This is a genomic window from Yokenella regensburgei (genome assembly GCF_003634235.1).
Lineage (GTDB): Bacteria > Pseudomonadota > Gammaproteobacteria > Enterobacterales > Enterobacteriaceae > Yokenella > Yokenella regensburgei.
Genome location: NZ_RBIZ01000006.1, coordinates 152,276 through 169,585, shown reverse-complemented (window position 1 = coordinate 169,585; position 17,310 = coordinate 152,276). Strand labels below are relative to the sequence as shown.

The following is a 17,310-nucleotide window of genomic DNA, read 5'->3' as shown; positions in this document are numbered from 1 at the left end:
CGGAACGTCGCTATCTTCTGATTTCTTTCCGGCATCTTGTTTCTACGTTCGTCCCAGTGGAGAGTTCTTTTGCGCGTTAGTCGTTCTCTGACAATCAAGCAGATGGCAATGGTATCCGCCGTTGTTATGGTTTTTACGTTTATTTTTTGCTCCATTCTGCTTTTCCACTTCGTGCAACAGAACCGTTACTACACGGCGACGCATCTGGAAACCGTCGCACGCTCGGTGCGTGAACCGCTTTCGGCCGCCATTCTTAAAGGTGATATTCCCGAAGCAGAGAGCATCCTTAAACGTATTCAGCCTGCCGGGATAGTGAGCCGCGCCGACGTGGTGTTGCCCAATCAGTTCCAGGCGCTGCGGATGGGCTTTATCCCCGAGCGTCCGGTGCCAATGATGGTCGCTCGCGTATTTGAGCTGCCGGTACAGATTTCGCTCCCGCTTTACGCCCTTGGACGTCCGGCCAACCCGCAGCCGCTGGCATATCTGGTCCTTCAGGCAGACTCGTGGCAGATGTATCGCTTTGTGATGAGCGCCATCTCTACGTTAGTGACCGCTTACTTACTTTTGTCGCTCATGCTGAGCGTGGCAATCACCTGGTGTATCAATCGGCTGGTGGTGCGCCCGCTGCGCAGCATCGCCCGTGAGCTGGACGATGTGCCGGCTGATGCCCGCCTTGGGCACCAGCTGGCGCTGCCGAACCTGCACCATGATGATGAGATTGGCATGCTGGTGCGCAGCTATAACCGTAACCAGCAGGGGCTGGTGCGTCAGCATGAAGAGATGAACAACCTCTCCACGCGTTTCCCGGTCTCCGAGCTGCCGAATAAGGCCTTCCTGCTGGCGCTGCTTGAGCAGACCGTCGCCAGAAACCAGACCACGGCGCTGATGATTGTGGCCTGTGAAACCCTGCAGGATACCGCTGGCGTGCTCAAAGAGGCGCAGCGCGAAATCTTGTTACTGACGCTGGTGGAAAAACTGAAGTCGGTTATTCCGCCGCGCATGGTGTTAAGCCAGGTCAGCGGCTACGACTTCGCCATTCTCGCTCACGGTGTGAAAGAGCCGTGGCACGCGGTGACATTAGGTCAGCAAGTACTCACTATCATTAATGAGCGATTGCCGCTGCAGGGCATTCAGCTACGTCCAACTGCCAGTATCGGCATTGCCATGTTCCATGGCGAAGTCACGGCGGAACAGCTCTATCGCCGGGCTATCTCCGCGGCCTTCACCGCCCGTCGCAAAGGCAAAAACAAGATAGAGTTCTTCGAACCGGAGCAGATGATTGCCGCTCAGCGCCGCCTGAGCGAAGAAAGTGACCTCATCTCCGCGCTTGAAAACCACAATTTCGCTATCTGGCTGCAGCCGCAGGTGGATACCGCCACGGATAAAGTGTGCAGCGCCGAAGTGCTGCTGCGTCAGAAGCAGCAGGACGGTGAGTGGGAGCTGCCGGCCGATCTCATCGAGCGTATCGAGTCCTGCGGGCTGATGGTAACGGTGGGCTACTGGGTGCTGGAAGAGTCCTGCCGTCTGCTATCGGCGTGGCAAAGCCGGGGTGTGATGATGCCGCTTTCGGTTAATCTGTCGGCGCTACAGCTGCTGCACCATAACATGGTCCCGGACCTGCTGATGCTGCTTGAGCGCTATCGTATTGCGCCGGGTACGCTGGTGCTTGAAGTGACGGAAAGCCGACGCATCGACGATCCGAAAGCCGCGGTGGAGATCCTGCGCCCGCTGCGCGACGCCGGAGTACAGGTGGCGCTCGATGATTTTGGGATGGGTTATGCCGGGCTGCTACAGCTGCAACATATGAAATCGCTGCCGGTCGATATCCTCAAAATCGACAAGCTGTTTATCGACACGCTGCCGGAAGACAGCAGCATGGTCTCGGCTATCATTCATCTGGCGCAAACGCTGGAGCTTGAGATTGTCGCTGAAGGCGTTGAGAACGAAGCGCAGTATCGCTGGCTGAAGAAAGCCGGGGTAGGTGCGGTGCAGGGATTCCTCTTCGCCCGCGCTGTGCCGCCAGATGTTTTTGAACAGGATTATCTTTCTGCGGATACGAAGAATGTAAAATGATACGCGCTGGACACTGCTGTCGCGGTTCAGCTCAAATATTTTAACATTTCTGTTGCAGATGTTACTGGATATATTTCTGTTATGTTTCTTGGGTGTTATTTTAAAGCCGCAGGCGCAACAAAACCTTACATAGCCTGTGGTTTTATTCAAAGGACACCCTATGAAAGCCTCTCTGTTTAAAAGCCTGTACTTCCAGGTCCTGACAGCCATTGCAATCGGTATCTTGCTTGGTCACTACTACCCTGAGTTAGGCGCACAAATGAAACCGCTTGGCGATGCCTTCGTTAAGCTCATCAAAATGGTTATCGCCCCGGTTATCTTCTGTACGGTGGTGACCGGTATCGCTGGCATGGAAAGCATGAAAGCGGTCGGTCGTACCGGTGCGGTGGCGCTGCTCTATTTCGAGGTGGTCAGTACGATTGCACTGATCATCGGTCTGATTATCGTCAACGTGGTACAACCGGGCGCCGGAATGAACGTTGACCCGGCAACCCTCGATGCCAAAGCCGTCGCTATCTACGCTGAACAGGCGAAAGATCAGGGGATTGTTGGCTTCCTGATGGATATTATCCCAGGCAGCGTGATTGGCGCCTTTGCCAGCGGCAACATTCTGCAGGTGCTGCTGTTTGCGGTGATGTTTGGCTTCGCGCTGCACCGTCTTGGCAACAAAGGTCAGCTGATTTTCAACGTCATTGAAAGCTTCTCGCAGGTCATCTTCGGCATCATCAATATGATCATGCGTCTGGCGCCTATTGGCGCTTTCGGGGCCATGGCATTTACCATCGGTAAATATGGCGTCGGCACCCTGGTGCAGCTTGGTCAGCTCATCATCTGCTTCTATATCACCTGTATTCTGTTTGTGGTGGTGGTGCTGGGCTCTATCGCGCGCGCAACCGGCTTTAGCATCTTCAAGTTTATCCGCTACATCAGAGAAGAACTGCTGATCGTGCTCGGGACCTCGTCGTCGGAGTCTGCGCTGCCGCGTATGCTCGATAAGATGGAGAAACTAGGCTGTCGTAAATCGGTGGTTGGGCTGGTTATTCCCACCGGCTACTCGTTTAACCTCGACGGAACCTCGATTTACCTGACGATGGCGGCGGTGTTTATCGCCCAGGCCACTAACAGCCATATGGATATCTTCCATCAAATAACGCTGCTGGTGGTGTTGTTGCTCTCTTCCAAAGGGGCGGCAGGGGTTACCGGTAGCGGCTTCATCGTGCTGGCGGCAACCATTTCTGCGGTAGGTCATCTGCCGGTGGCTGGCCTCGCGCTTATCCTCGGGATCGACCGCTTCATGTCCGAAGCGCGTGCGCTGACCAACCTGGTCGGTAACGGCGTGGCCACCGTGGTCGTCGCCAAGTGGGTGAAAGAGCTGGACCACAAAAAGCTGGATGACACGCTTAACAGACGTGTCTCAGACAGCGATTCACAACAAATTTCTTCTTAATCCCGCCACTTATGCCCGTAGTCTCCTTTGAGGGACTGCGGGCTTACTCGCTTGCCGCCTTCCTGCAACTCGAATTATTTAGGGTATAATGGATGAATTATTTACGCTGACGTGTGACGTTTCGTCTTTTTTACGGTCTAACCGACGTATTTAACTCATTTTTTAGGCTGTCCGCCGCGGCGGATGGCCTTTGTATTCAGGATAGTTCATCAGGGGTTCACATGCAGGGCACGAAAATTCGACTCTTAGCTGGCGGTTTGCTTATCATGGCGTCGGCCGGTTATGTGCAGGCGGAAGCGCTCCAGCCGGATCCAGCCTGGCAACAGGGAACACTGGCGAATGGGTTACGCTGGCAGATGCTGGCAACCCCGCAGCGCCCGAGCGACCGCGTAGAAGTTCGTTTGAATATTAACGTCGGATCGCTGGCCGAGAGCGCACAACAGAGCGGCTACAGCCACTTCATTCCCCGTCTGGCGCTGACGCAAAGCGGCAGCTTAGAAACCATGCAGGCGCGCTCGCTGTGGCAGCAGGGCATTGACCCGTCGCGTCCGATGCCGCCAGCCATCGTCTCTTATGATTACTCTCTTTTTAGCCTCAGCCTGCCAAACAGCCGCAACGATCTACTGAAAGAATCGCTGACCTGGCTTGCCGATGCGAGCGGTAAGCTGAACATCACCCAGGAATCGGTCAATAAAGCGCTGCACGCCGAAGACATGGTGGCGACCTGGCCGGTGAATGCTAAAGAGGGCTGGTGGCGTTATCGCCTGAAGGGCTCCACGATGCTCGGACACGATCCGGCAGAGGCGATGAAAGAGCCTGTAGATATTCAGCAACTGAAGGCGTTCTACGATAAATGGTACACCCCGGACGCAATGACCCTGATTATCGTCGGGAACGTGGAAAGCCGTTCGGTGATTGAACAAATCAACAAGATCTTTGGCGAGCTGAAAGGCAAACGTGAAACGCCGATGCCGGTGCCAACGCTGTCACCGCTGCCGGCGAAGCCGGTCAGCATCATGACCGACGCGGTGCGCCAGGACAGACTCTCTATCATGTGGGACAGCCCGTGGCAGCCCATCCGCGACTCTGCAGCCATGCAGCGCTACTGGCGTGCCGACCTCGCGCGTGAAGCGCTGTACTGGCATGTTCAGCAGTACCTCAACAAAAACAACACCAAAGATATCGGCCTTGGCTTCGACTGCCGGGTGCTGTACCAGCGTGCCCAGTGCTCCATTAACGTTGATTCGCCGAACGACAAGCTCAACGCCAGCCTGACTACTATCGCCCGTGAACTGGCGAAGGTGCGTGACAATGGTCTGCCGGAAGAAGAGTTTAACGCGCTGATTGGACAAAAGAGCCTTGAGCTGCAGAAGCTGTTCGCGACCTACGCGCGTACCGATACCGATATCCTGATGGGCCAGCGGATGCGTGCGCTGCAAAATCAGGTTGTGGATATCGCGCCAGAACAGTATCAGAAACTGCGTCAGGAGTTCTTAAGCACGCTGACGGTGGATATGCTGAATCAGGATCTGCGCCAGCAGCTGTCGCAGGATATGGGACTGGTACTGCTGCAGCCAAAAGGCGAGCCGGAGTACAACATGAAAGACCTGCAGGCGACCTGGGAGCAGCTGATGACACCGACCGCGGCCACAGCTGCACCAGCGGTTACTGAGGATCCTCACGAGGCGACGGATATTCCATCCACCGCCCAGTAAGTTCCAGATAGTGCAAACCCTCTCCCCGTCGGGGAGAGGCGTTATTCCGGCATCGCCTCGCGAGGGATGATGGCCCCGCGATACTGAATCACCGTGCTGGCGGTCAGGTGCCCGCGTTCTGCGGCGGCGGCGGCATCGCCACCGGTCAGGCGAACGGCGAGATAACCGGCGCTGAAGGAATCCCCGGCGGCAGTGGTATCAACAACGCTCTCTTTCGGCAGCTTCACGGCCGCAACGTCGATAATATCTTCACCGGCAATCGCCACCAGGCAGGAGTCTGCCCCGCGTTTTACCACAACTTCGCCAACGCCTGCGGCATGAGTTCGGGCAATGACTTCTGCTACTGGTTTTTCACCCCACAGGGCGTCTTCGTCATCCAGCGTCAGGAAGGCGATGTCGGTACATTCAAGCATTTGCTGATAAACCTGACGGGTCTCCTCGCGGCTTGCCCACAGGCGAGGGCGGTAGTTGTTATCGAAGATAACTTTACCGCCGTTAGCGCGGCACTCGCACAGCAGCGACAGCAGCTTTTCACGACTCGCAGGGCTTAAAATGGCAAGGCTGATGCCGCTTAAGTACAGATAATCAAACGTCGCCAGCTCTTCGCAGATGGCCGCAGACTGGGCGCTCTCCAGCCAGAATTTTGCCGCGGCTTCATTACGCCAGTAGGAGAAGGTACGCTCGCCGGTATCGTCCGTTTCGATGTAGTACAGACCCGGCAGGCGGTTATCCATTCGCTGCACCAGTGCGGTACCGACGTGCTCTTCACGCCAGGCGTCGAGCATCTGCTGACTGAAGCTGTCAGTACCCAGCGCCGTAACGTAATCCACGGTCAGCGCGGCAGCGTCGACCTGACGGGCGATATAGACGGCGGTGTTCAGCGTGTCGCCGCCGAAACCACGGCTGACGTCTGCACCTTTCTCAGACAGCTCAATCATACATTCGCCGATCACGGCAATTTTTTTAGACATAGTCGCGAACCTGAATCTGGATAATGAGCGCTAGTTTGCGCTGTGGGTTTTGCATGGTCAACTATATTAAAACATCGTTCCAATATTTTTTTGAGCTGGCGCGTGTTCCTGTGGGATTGTTCGTCCACAGAATATGAAATCTCCAGGCGTTGAACATAAAGTTCTCACTTCTCCCGCCGATAACCCTGTGACAAGTTCCGACAGTTTCTCACCTTGCAACAGGACAGCTGAGATGAAGTTAAAGCAGGTTATCCAGCAGCTAAGCATTCCGGATGCGGGCATTGCAAGCCTGCAGGAGCGCCGCTATTGGCTGGAGTGTGAGCGTGCTTATACTTACCAGCCCATTTACAGAACCGATGGCCGTCTGATGGCTATCGAGCTACTGACCGTCGTCACCCATCCCGCACATCCCACGCAGCGGGTCGCTCCCGACCGTTATTTTGCGGAAGTCGCCGTCAGGCAGCGCATTGACGTAGTGAAAGAGCAACTGCAGATCCTGGCAGAGAAAAAAGCATTTTTTGCCGCGAATCAGGTTCTGGCGTCGGTAAATGTTGATGGCCCAACCCTGCTGGCGATGCGCCAGGACAAAGCGCTGCTGCAGATGATTGAATCGCTACCGTGGCTGCGCTTTGAGCTGGTCGAGCATATTCGTCTGCCGAAGGATTCCAGTTTTGCCTCGCTGTGCGAGTTTGGCCCGCTGTGGCTTGATGATTTCGGCACCGGGATGGCCAATTTCTCGGCGCTGAGCGAAGTGCGCTACGACTACATCAAAGTGGCTCGTGACCTGTTCATCATGCTGCGCAAAACACCGGAAGGGCGCAATCTTTTCACCCTGCTGTTGCAGCTGATGAATCGCTATTGCCAGGGCGTGATCGTTGAAGGCGTAGAGACGCTGGAAGAGTGGCGCGACGTGCAGAACTCCCCGGCATTTGCCGCACAGGGCTATTTCCTTTCACGCCCGGTGCCAATGGCTTCGCTTGAGAACGTTATGCTTAATTTAGACTGATTTGCCGCAGGTTCTGCTCGCCTCAACTATAGTCAGACAAGGTGAGGCCAGAAAGGAGTGGATCCTGCATGACGAGAACGCGTAAAGCCATTGCCCTGATTTCCGGTGCGATTTTGCTACTCATCGTACTGTTCTGCATCGCCCTTGCGACCTTTGACTGGAACCGGCTGAAGCCCACCATCAATCAGAAAGTGTCTGCCGAATTAAACCGTCCCTTCGCCATTCGCGGCGATTTGGGTGTGGTCTGGGAACGTCAGACGGGGGAAATCGGGTGGCGCAGTTGGGTTCCCTGGCCACATGTGCACGCCGACGACATTATGCTCGGCAACCCGCCGGACCTCCCGCCACTCACAATGGTGCACCTGCCGCGCGTTGAGGCGACCCTCGCGCCATTATCGCTGCTAAGCAAAACGCTGTATCTGCCGTGGATCAAACTGGTTCAGCCCGATGTGCGACTGATTCGACTCTCTGAGAAGCGTAATAACTGGACCTTCCAGCTGGCCCCTGCAGACAACCACGACACCAATGCGCAACCCTCTGCATGGTCATTTCGGCTTGATGAAGTGTTGTTCGATCGTGGCAAGATAACCGTCGACGACAAAGTGACCCGCGCCGACGTGGAGATCCTGGTCGATCCCCTTGGCAAACCGCTACCTTTCAGCGAAGTGACGGGCAGTAAAGAGAAGGGCGATGGCGCGAAAGCCGGCGACTACGTGTTTGGCCTGAAAGCAAAAGGGCGCTACAAGGGCCAGCCGCTCAGCGGTAGCGGTAAAATTGGCGGTATGCTGGCGCTGCGTAGCGACGGTACGCCGTTCCCGTTGCAGATAGATTTCCGCTCCGGTAATACTCAGGTCGCGCTGACCGGCACCGTCAATGACCCGCTGAACCTCGGCGCGATCAATCTGCGGCTCAAGTTTTCTGGCGATTCGCTGGGACAGCTGTATGACCTGACCGGCGTGCTGCTCCCGGAAACCCCACCGTTCGCCACCGATGGCCATCTGGTGGCGAAGCTTGATCCTGAAAAGGGGTCGACCTTCCACTATCGCGACTTTAATGGCCGTATCGGCGACAGCGATATTCACGGCTCGCTGACTTATACCACCGGTAAGCCACGGCCAAAACTGGAAGGCGATCTCGAGTCGCGCCAGCTGCGGCTTGCGGACTTAGGCCCACTCATCGGGGTGAACTCCGGCAAAGGCACGAAGGCGTCTGCGGTGAACAAGGAGCCACAGCCAGCCGGAAGAGTACTGCCGCATGAGCGGTTTGAAACTGATAAGTGGAACGTGATGGATGCTGATGTGCGCTTCAAAGGGCGGCGCATCGAGCACGGCAGCACGCTGCCCATCAGCGATCTCTCAACCCATCTTATTCTCAGCAACGGCGACCTGCGCCTGCAGCCGCTGAAGTTTGGCCTCGCGGGTGGGACGATTTCGTCAAATATTCATCTTGAAGGCGACAAAAAACCGATGCAGGGGCGCGCGGAGATTCAGGCGCGGCGGCTGAAGCTCAAAGAACTGATGCCAGACGTGGAGCTGATGCAAAAAACGCTGGGTGAAATGAACGGTGACGCCACCTTGCGCGGCAACGGCAACTCGGTCGCCGCACTGCTTGGTTCCAGCAACGGTAACCTGAAACTGCTGATGAACGATGGGCTGGTGAGCCGCAACCTGATGGAGATTCTGGGGCTTAACGTCGGTAACTTTATCATCGGGCAGATCTTTGGCGATGACGAAATACGGGTGAACTGCGCGGCGGCAAATCTCGATATCGCCAACGGCATCGCACGACCGCAGATTTTCGCCTTCGACACCGAAAATGCCATCATCAACGTTACCGGCACCGCCAGCTTCGCCAGCGAGCAGCTGGATCTGACTATCGATCCGGAGAGCAAAGGGATCCGCGTGATCACCCTGCGATCGCCGCTGTACGTGCGGGGAAGTTTCAAATATCCACAGGCTGGTGTGAAGGTGGGGCCGCTGATTGCCCGCGGTGCGGTTGCCGCTGCGCTGGCCACGTTGGTTACGCCTGCGGCGGCGCTGCTGGCGCTGATCTCGCCTTCAGAGAGCGACACCAATCAGTGCCAGAGCATTTTGTCGCAGATGAAGAAGTGATTGGGGGGGCACGCAGGCCGGATAAGGTGTATACACCGTATCCGGCACTCGTGATTACAGCGACTGGTGGCGCGTCTCGTGGGTCATCAGCAGCGCAATCAGCGTCAGCACCGCCATCGCCGCCAGATACACGCCAACGTAGAGCAGACCATAAGTCCCCTGCAGCCAGGCGGCGATGTAGGGTGCCACGGAGGCCCCGAGGATAGACGCCACGTTGTAGGAGAACGACGCGCCGGTATAGCGCACTTCGGTCGGGAAAAGCTCCGGCAACAGCGCGCCCATCGGCCCGAAGGTGAGACCCATCAGGCTAAGACCCACCAGCAGGAAGACGAAAATCAGCGCCGGATTGCCCGAGCCCAGCAGCGGCTGGAACAGGAACAGGGCAAACAGGATAATAAGCGTGGTGATGGTGATCATGCTGGCCCGGCGGCCAAATTTATCAGCAAGGACGCCTGCAATCGGCACCATCACGCCAAAACCAATCACCGCCATCATCAGCATCCACAGCACTTCATTACGCGGGAGGCCCAGCCCGTGCGGTACTGCCGCAGTGCTGTAGGTCATTGAATAAACGGTCATGATATAGAACAGCGTATAGGTCGCAAGCATGATGAAGGTGCCGAGAATGGTCACCCGCAGATGTTTGCTGAGCAGCGTACCCAGCGGGACTTTCACCTGTTTTTTCGCTGCTGCCACTTTGGCAAATACCGGGGTCTCATGCAGCGACACGCGCACGTAAAGCCCGATGATGACCAGCACGGCGGAGAAGATAAACGGCACGCGCCAGCCCCAGGTCATGAACTGCTCGTCGGTAAGCAGCCACGAGAGCAGCAGGAAAGTTCCGTTGGCAAAGAAGAAGCCGATCGGCGCGCCCAGCTGCGGGAATGAGCCATACAATGCACGTTTGCGCGGCGGCGCGTTTTCGGTAGCCAGCAGCGCCGCACCACCCCACTCACCACCGAGTCCCAGGCCCTGCCCGAAGCGCGCCAGCGCCAGCAGCATCGGTGCCAGCAGACCAATCGTCTCATAGCTCGGCAGCAGACCGATGACCACCGTTGAAATCCCCATCGTCAGGAGTGAGGCGACCAGGGTTACTTTGCGCCCCACGCGGTCACCGAAGTGGCCGAACAGCGCGGAGCCGATAGGGCGCGCGACGAAGGCGATGGCGAAGGTGGCAAGCGACTGCAGCGTGGCTGCCGCCGGATCACCCTGCGGGAAGAAGATGTGAGGAAACACGATAACCGCGGCGGTGGCGTAAATATAGAAATCGAAGAACTCAATGGCGGTGCCAATGAGTGAAGCAACGACGACTTTATTGCGCGAGTTAACCGGGGCGATGTCGTGTTCGTTATCGAGCGTTGTGGCGGTAGCTTGCATAAATTTTTCTTATTTTTTAGCGAACGAACGGCCATATTACGCACAGCAAAAGCGACATTTCAATCTGTAACAAGGTGGCGATCTGGTCATAAAAACAGCAAAAAGCGGATAATTTTTACGCCTGCGATTTCACTTCTATGAAATGCTTCACATAAATTCAAATCTGGATGATAAAACCAGTTATCGGTTAAATAAAAGTTACAGGCTGGATTTATATGCTGAAATGATGAGTCGGGCTGAAGTTTTCCGTTTCCCCAGCCCGAATGATGCAGTTAGTCGTGGGTTTTCCCCGGCATGCGGCGATCGTCTTTATATTCGGCAGTCGCTATCCACGCCGCACAGAACAGGGTCAGGCGGGCGAAGAAGTAGAAGAAGGCCATCAGACCCAGCACCGAGCCAAAGGCCGCGCCGGAAGGCGATTTCACCAACGCAGGCAGCGTCCAGGTCATGATGATTTTAATCACCTCAAAACCAATTGCCGCAATGAAGGTGCCGCGAATAAGCGCCTTACGGCGCGGGCGGTGGCGTGGCAGGCGCCAGAAAATCCAGAAGAACAGCAAGTAGTTAGCGAAAATAGAGATGGCAAGCCCCACCAGTCGCCACGCGGGTTTCAGCCACTCAATCCCGTCGAGATACAGCGCTGAAATAATCATATGCTGGGCGGCCCCCGATACCGAAGTGATAGAGAGGGTAACAATCAGCGCCACCAGCAACCCGATGAGCGAGATAAAATCGCGGAAGTACTTAACCCAGAGTTTTTCCTGGTCCTGCGGCGTACGCTCCCAGACGTCGCGCGACTGAGCACGGATCGCCTCACGCAGATTTCCCATCCAGTTAATGCCGGAATAGAGCGCAATCAGCAGCCCGACGAGGCCGACGGTGGTGCGCTGCTGTACGGCGGTGTTAATGGTGTTCTTCAGCGTGGAGGCAAGGGTTGGGTCGCTGACGTTCTGCAGAATCTTGTCGAAGATGTCCTGCAAAAGCGTCGGATGCGAGGCGAGAATAAAACCACCGGCGGCAAACGAGACCATCAGAATGGGGATCATCGACAGGAACGAGAAGTAGGTAATTGCCGCACCAAACTGATTACCAAGGCGGTCGTTAAAGCGTTCGGCGGCACGCAACAGGTGAGCTATCACCGGCTGGCGCTGAACTTTTCCGGCAATTCCGGTGACTTTTTTCAGCGTCATCATATTGTTATTCCTTACTTTGTACATCAGACACAGAGTATAGCCTGTTAGCTTTACCCTTTGTCGACATACTCCTTCATCACCTCGGTCAGCCACTCCATAAACAGATGTACCCGGCGGGAGAGGTTGCGGCGGTGAGGATAAATAATAGAAACTGGCAGCGGCGCGGCGCGGTACTGCGGCAGGATCTCGACCAGCGTGCCGTTACGCAGCGCATCGCGTACCCCGATGCGCGGCACCTGAATAATCCCCACTCCGGCGAGGCAGGCGGCCTGATAGGTTTCGGTGCTGTTCACCGTCAGTACGCCGCCGGTGTTGATCCACTGCGTCGCGCCGTTGATGAGCACTTCAAATCCCGGCGGGCGAACGCCGATATTCACCGCGTAATGCACTAAGGCGTGGCCGGTGAGATCGTCGAGGGTTTCCGGATAACCAAATCGTTCCAGATACTGCGGGCTGGCGCAGTTAATCACCGAAAGTTTCCCCAGCGGGCGGGCGATAAGGCCGGAGTCTTTCAGGGTGCCGACGCGCACTACGCAGTCGAAGCCTTCGCGAATGACGTCGACCAGCCGATCGCTGCTGCTGAGTTCAAGCTCAATCCCGGGATATTGCTGCAGGAAGGCTGGCAGGCGGGGGATCACCAGATTCTTTGCTACCCCAACCGGCATATCCACGCGCAGCCTGCCGCTGATGCTGGTTGGATCGTGCTGGAACATGCCGTCCAGCTCCTCAAGGTTACTGAGCAGGTCCTTTGCCCGTTCGTAATACACCATGCCGTCCTGCGTCAGCTGCACCCGGCGGGTGGTGCGGTGCAGCAGTCGTACTCCAAGCTGGTTTTCCAGCGCCTGGATCTGGCGCGATACGCTACCTTTAGGAAGGCCCAGGGTATCGGCGGCGCGGGAAAAGCTCTCAAGTTCTGCCACGCGCAGAAACAATTGCATTGCGTGAATTTTATCCATCGCCAGCCCTGATTATTGATGTATTTGAAACAGTGATACGTAAATTACTACATTTATTGTTTTATTCGCACCTAATAAGCTCTTTCTCATTGTACTTTATTGCAGAGACGAGGTTTCTTATGACTGAACGTATTGCATTAGTGACGGGTGGCAGCCGGGGACTAGGGAAAAACGCGGTGCTGAAGCTGGCAGCGAAAGGAATTCATATTATTTTCACCTGGCACAGCAACGCCCAGGCCGCCCAGGAAGTGGTACGCGATATTGAGCGTAATGGCGTGAAAGCGGTGGCATTAGCGCTGAATGTCGCGGATACCGCCAGCTTCGACGGCTTCGCTCAGGAAGTGAAACAGCAGTTGAAGCATACCTGGGGACGTGACACCTTTGATTATTTAGTGAACAACGCCGGGATCGGCATTAATGCACCCTTCGCCGAAACCACCGAAGCGCAGTTTGATGAGCTGCTGGGTATTCAGTTCAAGGGGCCGTTCTTCCTGACCCAGCGTCTGCTGCCCTTGCTGAACGACGGGGGGCGTATCCTCAATGTTTCGTCCGGACTTGCCCGCTTTGCGCTGCCGGGTTACGCCGCCTATGCGGCGATGAAAGGTGCGATGGAGGTGCTGACGCGCTACCAGGCAAAAGAGCTGGGCGCGCGTAAGATTTCGGTCAATATCATTGCCCCCGGGGCGATTGAAACCGACTTTGGCGGCGGGCAGGTACGTGATAACGAACAGGTGAATCATTTTATTGCCTCCCAGACCGCGCTTGGTCGCGTTGGGCTGCCGGACGACATTGGCGACGCGATTGCGGCACTGCTCAGCGACGAGCTCGGCTGGATGAACGCCCAGCGCATTGAGGTCTCCGGTGGTATGTTCCTCTAAATCTCGCGAACTGGCCTTCATATGAAGGCCAGTCTCACCGTTTTTTCCTCGTTTTTCCTTCCTGCTTCATATCGCGATCACGGTTAGCCGGCATAATCTGGTATAACCTGTAAGTATCCAGAATTTAAAAGAAAACTTAACTAAAACTGGCTCCTTTTTTGTCGTACGGTAAGGGAATGGATGATGCAAACAGCCTCGCATCAAATGGTCGAACAATTTGAACACAGCCTGACGATTACCCGCCTTGCGTCGGCTGACATCCTCCAGTTGCTGAAGATCCACGTGGCGGAGGGCAAAGATCCGCGCTGGTTCCTGCAACAGCTTGAACAGGCCAGGCTGAACCTTGGCGGTTGGGCCCAGGTAGCGAAACGCCTGAACCTCAACGACGGCGAATTGAGTGAGTTCACGTTGCGCCTTCGTCATCTGCAGCAGCGGGTGCCGGAGTATGAGCGCGGGCAGAATGTGAATGAAAACCAGCATATTGCTGCGCTACGTTTTCTGGCAACTCTGGAAATGCTGCGCGAGAAACAGCCGCTGCTGACGTATGACACCCGCCTTAATGAAGACAGCGATGAGCAACAGCAGCAGGCGCAGCGGCAGCTCAGGGCACTGGAGTGCACCATGAAAGCGCTGGTGGCGCAGGCATGGCCTGATGCGCTGGGGCTGAACAACCATCTCAAGCTCCAGTTTGGTGCTGACAAAGTGCGACGCTGGCTGGCCGAAAGCCAGTCCGGCGATATTCTGAGCGGTATGCCGTTCAGCGAGCTTGCACTGCTGCTTATTGATAAAAAAGAGTTCTCCCGCCATTACGCCACCCTGTTTAATGCAGGCTCCTCGCTCACCTATATGGTGGATCCGCGTATCACCCTGCAGACGTTCCTGGAGCACTGTCGCCAGCTACATAACACGCTCGCCAATGGCGGACGGCTAACGCCCGCGGGCATGGCGCTGCTCTCGGCCTACGGTCAGCAAATCAGTGCTCCGGTACAGCGGGCCTTTGAGCAGGGACGCGCGCGGGTGAACCCGGCCAGTTTCCTGACGGTGGACAACGACGAGCTGGCGCAATACTGGCAGCAGGCAACGGAAGATCCGTCGCCGCTGCGTGACAATATCGAGCAGCCGCGCCGCCAGCCGAAACGCACCCCTGAGCAGCGAGATCAGCTGATCTCAAGCCTGCTGTGGGGCGTGGTTGGCGCGGTAGTACTGGTGATGATGGGCGTGGCGGTATGGCTATTCAGCACGCTGCCCGATGCGCCGCCGCCGGAGCGGGTGCAGGTCGCCGAGGCGCCTGCCGCGCCGGAACGCGATGCACCGTCGCCGCGTGAGAAGCTCAGCCAGATGGGCGTGACCTGGGATCCGCTGAGTCTGCGAGCCGCCATCGACCGCAACGACGGCAAAGTCACCCAGCTTTTTTTACAAGGGGGCATGAACTGGCAGCTGGCGTGGACCGAACAGGCGCTGGCGGCCAACAGCGAAACGGTGCTGGGCCTGCTGCTTAACTACAGCCTGCAAATGGATGAACCCAAACCCTGCCGCCGTTTTATCACCACCATGAGCCATGCGCTTTCCAGCGGTGAAGCCATGACCTCGCTGCGTAAAAGCTATCTGCAGCGTTTCTGTACTTCGCCGGTAGTGGTGGAGCATCAGCAACACTCCCTGGAGCAGGCTCAGCAGCGCTATCAGGCGGAACCGAATGCGCAGAATAAGAAATGGCTGCGCATTCAGCAGGATATCGGGGCGGCGCTGCGTTAATCCGCTGACTTCGGCTCGCCGTATAAACCAATCAGCCGCCTGACGACGCCGTTGGTCCAGCCGAAGCCATCCTGCAGAGGATACTCACCACCGCCGCCCTCGCGCGGCGTGTTGGTGGCAATGTGGTATTTTTCGACTATTTTGTGCTGCGTCTGGTAGACCTGATTCACGGTTTGCAGCCAGCTCACGGCAATCTCGTCGGCGAGGGCGTCGTGACCGTACATTTTGAAACCCTGCACCGCCATCCACTGCAGCGGCGCCCAGCCGTTTGGCGCATCCCACTGCTCTCCGCTTTCGTATTCGGTCGCCAGGATCCCCCCCGGCGTCAGCAGCCGGGCACGTACCGCATCGGCGAGGCTGTCTGCCTGCTCATGTGAAGCCATACCGACGTACAATGCGGCAATACTGGCGGCTGAGAAGAGCGCCATCTCCTCGCGGCGCCAGTCGTAATCGCGAAAACAGCCTGCCTCATCGTCCCACAAATAGCGCGTCACCGCCGCCCGGCGCTGGCTGGCCTTCTGGCGGAACAGGGTTTCGCTCTGCCGGTCACCGTTGAGGGCGGAGATATTGGCAATCGTGTTTTCCAGTTTGAACAGAAAGGCATTCAAATCGATGGGAATAAACTGGGTAGTGCGGATGCTGGCAAGCCGGGTGATATCCCGTAGCCAGCGGGAGGAGTAATCCCAGCCCGAGGCCGCTCCGGCGCGCAGATCGCGATACACCTCGTTAGGTGGCCGCCCGGAATGGCGGGCAGTCTCCACATCCTCGCGCCAGGACTCATCGCGTGGGGTATCGCGATCGTCCCAGTAGCGGTTAAGCAGGGAACCGTCGGGCAGGCGTACCACGTGGCGGTATGCCTGGTTGGGGATAAGTGATTCGGCGCCGTCCATCCAGAAGCTGTATTCAAGCTTCAGATGCTCAAGATAGCGCCGCGCACCGCGTACGCCATCCTCTTCAAAAAGCTCCACCATCAGGGCAAACACCGGTGGCTGCGAGCGGCTCAGGTAGTAGGTGCGGTTGCCATTAGGAATATGACCGTAGCGCTCAATCATCCACGCGAAGTTATCCGCCATGCATTTCAGCAGGTCCTCGCGTCCGCTTTCTGCCAGCCCCAGCATGGTGAAATAGGAATCCCAGTAGTAGGCTTCGCCAAAGCGCCCGCCCGGAACGATATAGGATTGTGGCAGTGCCAGCAGCGACGACCATGCAATGTGGTCCTGCGGTTCGCGGGTCAGCACCGGCCACAGGTTATCGATATGTTCTTTCAGCGAATTATTCGGGTCGGTCAGATACTCGTTGGCATGGGTTTCCGGTAGCCAGAAGTGGTTTTCCACGAACTGCTGCAGGTTAAAGTTGGGGTGCCGTTTGATTTTGCGATAGCGGATGAGAATATCAAGCGGATCCATTTTTGGCGCGCAGTCAGGGAAGGTTTTGCTGTCGGGGAACAGCTGTGACGACTGTACGTGCTCGAACAGCTCAAGGTAGCGATCGGCGGGTGTCAGGGCGTCCGAAGCGGGAAGCCCTTCAATAGTTTCCGGCTCCGGCTCGGCCTCGATCATCTCTTCCAGTTTTAGTTCATAAGGGTCGGCCTCGTAGCGGACCTCCACCTCAATGGAAATGGGCTCGACGTCTTCGCTGCGTATATTCTGTCGGGACATCACGATTCAGACCTCCGCGCTATCGTTGTCACAAAAATGAGCATCCTTTAAGCGTAGACACTCGCTTCGGTGTTGCGCAGAACAGACTAATGATTCGCGGAAATTCAGAACATTCGGCGGTAAAACACCTGGCGGCTCCGCAGAGGCTGGTTTATTTCGCGGTGCGATATTCT

At 56.6% G+C, this 17,310-nt stretch carries 12 protein-coding genes; 7 read left to right on the top strand and 5 right to left on the bottom strand.

What is annotated here, in order from left to right; all coding sequences use genetic code 11:
• The first annotated feature begins 69 nt into the window (after positions 1-69).
• From hmsP to C7387_RS18820, 3 genes are all read left to right on the top strand, one after another.
• A complete protein-coding gene (hmsP, locus tag C7387_RS18830; RefSeq protein ID WP_211326895.1) occupies positions 70-2,073 on the top strand; it encodes a biofilm formation regulator HmsP in 2,004 nt (667 codons plus the stop codon).
• A gap of 160 nt (positions 2,074-2,233) precedes the next feature.
• A complete protein-coding gene (locus C7387_RS18825) occupies positions 2,234-3,520 on the top strand; it encodes a dicarboxylate/amino acid:cation symporter (protein WP_006817669.1) in 1,287 nt (428 codons plus the stop codon).
• Between the two features lie 221 nt (positions 3,521-3,741).
• Entirely contained in the window at positions 3,742-5,235 is a 1,494-nt protein-coding gene (locus tag C7387_RS18820; protein ID WP_006817668.1) for a M16 family metallopeptidase, read from the top strand.
• A gap of 41 nt (positions 5,236-5,276) precedes the next feature.
• Here C7387_RS18820 and kdgK read toward each other — a convergent pair whose 3' ends face one another.
• A complete protein-coding gene (kdgK, locus tag C7387_RS18815; RefSeq protein ID WP_134436887.1) occupies positions 5,277-6,206 on the bottom strand; it encodes a 2-dehydro-3-deoxygluconokinase in 930 nt (309 codons plus the stop codon).
• 232 nt (positions 6,207-6,438) lie between these two features.
• Here kdgK and pdeH point away from each other — a divergent pair, with 232 nt between their 5' ends.
• Complete coding sequence (pdeH, locus tag C7387_RS18810) at positions 6,439-7,212, top strand: cyclic-guanylate-specific phosphodiesterase (RefSeq protein ID WP_006817666.1); 774 nt, start codon at positions 6,439-6,441, stop codon at positions 7,210-7,212.
• Positions 7,213-7,280: 68 nt separating this feature from the next.
• Positions 7,281-9,323, top strand: a complete 2,043-nt coding sequence (locus C7387_RS18805; protein WP_120817264.1) for an AsmA family protein — start codon at positions 7,281-7,283, stop codon at positions 9,321-9,323.
• 54 nt (positions 9,324-9,377) lie between these two features.
• On the opposite strand, the gene C7387_RS18800 is transcribed toward C7387_RS18805, so the two are convergent.
• The 3 genes from C7387_RS18800 to C7387_RS18790 all read right to left on the bottom strand — a co-directional run bounded on the left by C7387_RS18800 (position 9,378) and on the right by C7387_RS18790 (position 12,849).
• A complete protein-coding gene (locus C7387_RS18800) occupies positions 9,378-10,700 on the bottom strand; it encodes an MFS transporter (RefSeq protein ID WP_006817664.1) in 1,323 nt (440 codons plus the stop codon).
• A gap of 272 nt (positions 10,701-10,972) precedes the next feature.
• Positions 10,973-11,917: an inner membrane protein YhjD gene (yhjD, locus tag C7387_RS18795; protein WP_006817662.1), complete on the bottom strand. Its 945-nt coding sequence runs from the start codon at positions 11,915-11,917 to the stop codon at positions 10,973-10,975.
• Positions 11,918-11,943: 26 nt separating this feature from the next.
• Positions 11,944-12,849: a LysR family transcriptional regulator gene (locus tag C7387_RS18790; protein ID WP_120817263.1), complete on the bottom strand. Its 906-nt coding sequence runs from the start codon at positions 12,847-12,849 to the stop codon at positions 11,944-11,946.
• Positions 12,850-12,968: 119 nt separating this feature from the next.
• Between C7387_RS18790 and C7387_RS18785 the strand changes: the two genes are divergently transcribed.
• The gene (locus tag C7387_RS18785; protein ID WP_006817660.1) at positions 12,969-13,727 is read left to right on the top strand and encodes an SDR family NAD(P)-dependent oxidoreductase; all 759 of its coding nucleotides are present in this window, start codon (positions 12,969-12,971) and stop codon (positions 13,725-13,727) included.
• 180 nt (positions 13,728-13,907) lie between these two features.
• Positions 13,908-15,479 carry an STY4199 family HEPN domain-containing protein gene (locus C7387_RS18780; RefSeq protein WP_120817262.1) on the top strand — a complete coding sequence of 524 codons (1,572 nt, stop codon included), beginning with the start codon at positions 13,908-13,910 and terminating at the stop codon, positions 15,477-15,479.
• On the opposite strand, the gene C7387_RS18775 is transcribed toward C7387_RS18780, so the two are convergent.
• Positions 15,476-17,137, bottom strand: a complete 1,662-nt coding sequence (locus C7387_RS18775) for an alpha,alpha-trehalase (RefSeq protein ID WP_120817261.1) — start codon at positions 17,135-17,137, stop codon at positions 15,476-15,478. The two genes, C7387_RS18780 and C7387_RS18775, sit on opposite strands and share 4 nt — an antisense overlap.
• Positions 17,138-17,310: the final 173 nt, after the last annotated feature.